The organism is Anaeromyxobacter sp. PSR-1, from assembly GCF_000964525.1.
In the GTDB taxonomy this organism is placed as follows: domain Bacteria; phylum Myxococcota; class Myxococcia; order Myxococcales; family Anaeromyxobacteraceae; genus Anaeromyxobacter.
This window is the reverse complement of sequence record NZ_BAZG01000260.1, coordinates 1-4,844: the sequence shown is the minus strand read 5'-3', so window position 1 is coordinate 4,844 and position 4,844 is coordinate 1. Positions and strand designations below refer to the sequence as shown.

Sequence of the window (4,844 nt, the reverse complement as noted above, 5' to 3'; positions counted from 1 at the left end):
TCATGCGCCTGGCGTCAGGATCGGCCGCCCGCCGCGTCGATCCACGAAGCCGCTGGGGCGCAGCGCGAAGCTGCGCGAGGCCCGGCGCCGGGCCGCCCGGCGCGCTGCGCGCGAGGCGAGCCCCGCGTCCCGGCGGCGGCCGCCGCGTCGAGGCAAGGCGCTTGCAGAGTGCCACCGCGGGGTCCGCGCCCGATCGCGGCGCCGGGACGCTCCCGGCACAGCCCCGGTGCCCGCTCATGACGACCTTGCCGCCCCCAGAACAGATGGCCTCCGTGGTGTCGGGAGTGACCCAGACGATGCTGGGACTCACCTTCGTCCCCGATGCCGCCCGGACGCCGTGGCGCGATCTGGTGTGGCGCGGCGCCGTGCTCGCCATCGACGGCGCTCGCCCGCTCACGGTGGGCCTGTCCTCGGATCGCGAGGGCTGCACGGCGCTGACCGCGGCGCTGTTCCAGATCGGCGCGGACGAGGTCTCGGACGAGATGCTGTCCGACTCGCTCTGCGAGCTGGTCAACATGACCGCCGGGCTGCTCAAGGCGCACCTGCGCCTCGAGCAGGCGCTGGGGCTGCCGCGGGTGGTCCCCGCCGGCCAGCCGCCGGTGCCGCCGCCCCCGGAGAGCGCGAACAGCGTGGTGCTGCGCGCGGAGCACCTCGGCCTGGTGCTGTGGGTGTTCGAGGGGCTGGCCTGACCCATTGACGATTTCGCGCCGGCGCGAGGCCCGTGACGGGCCGGGCGCCGGGGCCGGAGGCAAGAGATGCCCGCCATCCTGACCGTGGACGACAGCCGCGCGGTGCGCACCATCGTCGGCAAGCAGGTGAAGGAGCTGGGGTTCGACGTGCTGGAGGCCGAGGACGGCATCCAGGGGCTGGAGCAGCTCGCGCAGGCCCAGGTGGACCTGGTGCTGCTCGACGTGACGATGCCGAACATGGACGGCCCCGCCATGCTGCAGAGCATGCGCGACGGCGGCAACCAGACGCCGGTCATCATGCTCACCTCGGAGTCCAAGCGGAGCATCGTGGCCGGTGCCATGAAGCTCGGCATCTCCGACTACATCCTGAAGCCCTTCAAGCCCGAGGAGCTGCGCTCCAAGGTGCTCTCGGTCCTCCAGGGCGAGGGCGGCGGCGTGGGCGGCCTCGGCGCGGAGCCGGCGGTGGAGGTCTCACCGGCCGAGGCGGGCGCGGCGGCCCCGGCGCCGGCCGGCGGCCGGTTCGTGGACGTGCTGGTGGTGGACGACATGGAGAACGTCCAGAAGAAGCTGCGCTCCATGGTGCCGCAGCACGTGAGCCTGAACGGCTACACCAGCGCCGCCTCGGCGCTGGCCGCCTGCCGCGAGCGCGTCTACCGCGTGGTGCTGGTGGACACCGAGATCCCCGACGTGAACAGCGCCGTGCTGGCGCAGCAGATCCGCGTGCTGCAGCCGCACGCCGCGCTGGTGGCGCTCGCGCTGCGCACCGCCAACGACGTCACCAAGGAGGTCCGGGAGCAGGGCTTCGACGACGTGCTCTTCAAGCCGTTCCGCCCCGAGACCATCGACGACTTCCTGCTCCAGTACTTCGACAACCAGGACTTCCTGCAGATCGAGGACAACGTGCTGCGCCTGGCGCCGTTCGCGGGCCGGGCCGACAAGGTGGACCGCTTCTACAACCGGGTCCACGCGGTGTTCGCCGACGCGCTCGAGAAGGTCGCGGCGGCCTGCTACGACGAGGTGGTGCTCGACGTGGGGACGCCGCCGCTCGAGGGCGACCGGCTGCCGAAGCTGGTGAACGCGGTGGCGGAGAAGGCGCGGGACTTCGGCATGTCGCTCGCGCTGGTCGGCGCGCCCGAGGTCCGCAAGGCGCTCGGCGGCTACACCGAGACGAAGGACCTCCGGCTGTTCGCCACCGTCCAGGAGGCGCGCGCGGGCGGCGCCGCCTAGCGCGACGCGCATGAGCGTCGACAAGCTCTCCGCCGAGCTGGAGGCGATCCTCGTCCGGCGGATCGAGGCCGACCAGCTCGTCCTGCCCACCCTGCCCGCGGTGGCCGCGCGCGTGCTGGACGTGCTGCGCGACCCGGACGCCGGCATGAAGGAGGCGGCGCAGATCCTGGAGAAGGACCCGGTGCTGGCGGCCCGCGCGCTGCGCATGGCCACCAGCGCCGCCTTCGCCGCCGGCACGCGCAAGATCACGCTGCAGGAGGCGCTGGCGCGGCTCGGCACCCGCGCGCTGAAGGCGCTGCTGGTGGAGGCGTCGGCGCAGAAGCTGTTCGTCTCGCGCGACGCGCAGATCAACGCCGCCCTGAAGGCGCTCTGGGAGCACTCGGTGGCGGTGGGCATCCTCGCCCGCGACGTGCTCGCGCTCACCGGGACCGGCGACTCCGAGTCGGCCTACCTGGCCGGCCTGCTGCACGACGTGGGCAAGCCGGTGGTGGCGAGCGTGCTGCTCGAGGTCGAGCGGCAGCTCACCGAGGTGTACCAGCGCGGCTGGATCGACTCCGGCGAGTGGCTGATGGTGGTGGGCCGGGTGCACCGGCGGGTCGGGGTGGCGCTGGCGGAGCGGTGGCAGCTCCCCGCGCCCATCGTCGCGTGCGTCCGGGAGGCGACGGAGTACGACAAGGGCGATCGCGCCTCGCTCGCGAACGCGGTGTGCTTCGCGAACGCGCTCGCCAAGAGGTCCGGGATCTTCGCCGGCGCCGTGGACGCCGAGGACGTGGACGCGCTGGTGATGATCGGGCGCTCCGTCATCGGCATCTCCGACGACGTGCTGCGCACGCTGACGCGCGGCCTGCGCGAGCGCGTCCGCGGTCTGTACGACTAGCACCTCCCCGGCGCCGTCACCGCGGTGACGGCGCCAGCCGCCTGACGTCCTCCCAACCCCGCGGCATCAGGCCCCTCCTGCGTGGCGCGCGGCTTGCTCCCGGGGTCGCGCGGGAGACGACATGGCAGACGCGAACGAAGGCCCCACCCCGCCCCCCGCGCCGGCGCCCGGCGGCTCGAAGCTGGTCCCGGCGCTCCTCGCGCTCAACCTCCTCGCGGTCGCCGGGCTGCTGGCGGCGTTCCTGCTGCGCGGCGGCGCGGCGGGCGCCCCGCCCGCCCCGGCGGCGGGCCCGGCGCACGGCGACGAGCGCGCGGCCGCGCCGCCCGGGCCCACCATCAAGCTCGCCGACTTCATCGTCCACCTGCGCGACACCGACGCCGACCGCTACGCGCGCGTCACCTTCGACGTCGAGGTCGCCACCGAGGAGGACCGGACCCGCCTCACGCCGCTCGTCCCGCGGGTCCGCGACGCGTTCATCGCCTACCTCTCCGACCGGACGGTGGAGGAGCTGCGGGGCAGCGACGCCATCGCCCGCACCAAGGCGGCGCTCTCGGAGCGGCTCGGGGCGCTGGCCGCCGGCGTCGACGTCCGCGCGCTCTACGTCACCGACCTCGTCATCCAGTGAGCCCGCCCGTGCCCGCCATCCTCACCTCCGACGAGATCAAGGCGCTCATGAGCGCCATCCAGGACGGCCGCCTCGCCGCCGAGGGCGCGCCCTCCAGCCGGGCCCAGGTCGCGCCGTACGACCTCACCAGCCAGGACCGGATCATCCGCGGCCAGATGCCCACGCTCGACGCCATCAACGAGCAGGTGGCGTCGATGCTGGGGATCGGGCTGGCCGGCCGGACGCGGCTGGCGCTCCGGATCGCCTCCGCGCCGGCCACGCTGCTGAAGTTCGCCGACCTCGCGCCGCTGCTCGCGCCGCCCGCCTCGGTGTGCATCCTGGGCCTGGGCGCGTCGTACGGCTTCGCGCTGGCGGTGCTGGAGGCCGGGCTGGCCGAGGCGCTGCTCGCGGCGGCGCTCGGCGACCGGCGCGTCCGCCAGCCGGAGGAGGGCGGCGACACGCGCCGCGAGCTCACCTCGGTGGAGCAGCTCGTGCTGCGCCGCCTCCTGCGCCTGCTCGCCGACGCGATGGCGCAGGCCTGGGCGCCGGTGCTGCCCTTCGAGCCGGAGGTGCTCCGCCTCGAGCCCGATCCGCGCATGGCCAGCATCGCCCCGCCCACCGACGTCGGCATCGTCTCCGGGTTCGAGCTGAAGGGCGGCCTCGAGGGGCGGCTGCACCTCGTCATCCCCTACGCCGCGGTGGAGTCCGCCAAGCAGAAGCTCTCCTCGCCGCGCCGCCTCTCGCAGCGCGCCGACGAGCGGTTCGCCGACGCGCTGGCGCGCGAGGTGGAGCAGGTGCCGGTGGAGCTCCGCGGCCTCTACGGCCGCGCCCGCATCCCGTTCGCGCGCCTGCTCGAGCTCGCCGAGGGCGAGGTGCTGCTGCTCGACACCGACGAGGGCAGGCCCGTGCCGGTGGTGGTGCAGGGGCGCGAGAAGCTCCTCGGGACGCCCACCGTCTCGGGCGGCAGCCTGGCGGTGGTGCTGGACCAGCCGCTCCGCCCGCCCGCGCTGACCCCCGCCACCCTCCTCCGCTGAGGATCCCGATGGAAGCCCAGACCCCTCGCAACGGCGACTCGACCCGGCGCCTCGACCTGCTGCTCGACGTGCCCCTCGAGATCGACGTCGAGCTCGGCCGCACCCGCATGACCATCCAGGACCTGCTCCAGCTCGCGCCCGGCTCGGTGATCGAGCTGGACAAGGTCGCCGGCGAGCCGCTCGACATCCTGGTCAACGGACGGCTCGTGGCGCGCGGCGAGGCGGTGGTGGTGAACGACAAGTTCGGCGTGCGCATCACCGACATCGTCTCGCCGCAGGAGCGCATCCAGCGCCTGCGCTAGGAGCCGAGCCCATGCCCACCGCGCTCCTCGCCGCGCTGCTGCTGTCCGCCGTCCCGCTCCCCGCGCCCGCTGCGGCGGATGCCGCCACGTCGCCCTCGCCCGCGCCCTCCG

6 protein-coding genes are annotated in these 4,844 nt (G+C 74.4%); all 6 read left to right on the top strand.

The features are described from left to right. Positions 1-296 precede the first annotated feature (296 nt). Positions 297-689, top strand: a complete 393-nt coding sequence (locus PSR1_RS21845) for a chemotaxis protein CheX (protein WP_237758195.1) — start codon at positions 297-299, stop codon at positions 687-689. Between the two features lie 66 nt (positions 690-755). Further along, the gene (locus PSR1_RS21840; protein ID WP_059439453.1) at positions 756-1,916 is read left to right on the top strand and encodes a response regulator; all 1,161 of its coding nucleotides are present in this window, start codon (positions 756-758) and stop codon (positions 1,914-1,916) included. Between the two features lie 10 nt (positions 1,917-1,926). After that, on the top strand, positions 1,927-2,793 hold the full coding sequence (locus PSR1_RS21835; RefSeq protein ID WP_059439452.1) for an HDOD domain-containing protein: 867 nt from the start codon (positions 1,927-1,929) through the stop codon (positions 2,791-2,793). Between the two features lie 121 nt (positions 2,794-2,914). Next, positions 2,915-3,418 carry a flagellar basal body-associated protein FliL gene (fliL, locus tag PSR1_RS21830; RefSeq protein WP_059439451.1) on the top strand — a complete coding sequence of 168 codons (504 nt, stop codon included), beginning with the start codon at positions 2,915-2,917 and terminating at the stop codon, positions 3,416-3,418. Between the two features lie 8 nt (positions 3,419-3,426). After that, the gene (locus PSR1_RS21825; RefSeq protein WP_237758194.1) at positions 3,427-4,431 is read left to right on the top strand and encodes a flagellar motor switch protein FliM; all 1,005 of its coding nucleotides are present in this window, start codon (positions 3,427-3,429) and stop codon (positions 4,429-4,431) included. An 8-nt stretch (positions 4,432-4,439) separates the two neighbouring features. Next, a complete protein-coding gene (gene fliN, locus PSR1_RS21820) occupies positions 4,440-4,733 on the top strand; it encodes a flagellar motor switch protein FliN (protein ID WP_059439449.1) in 294 nt (97 codons plus the stop codon). The last annotated feature ends 111 nt before the right edge of the window (positions 4,734-4,844 follow it).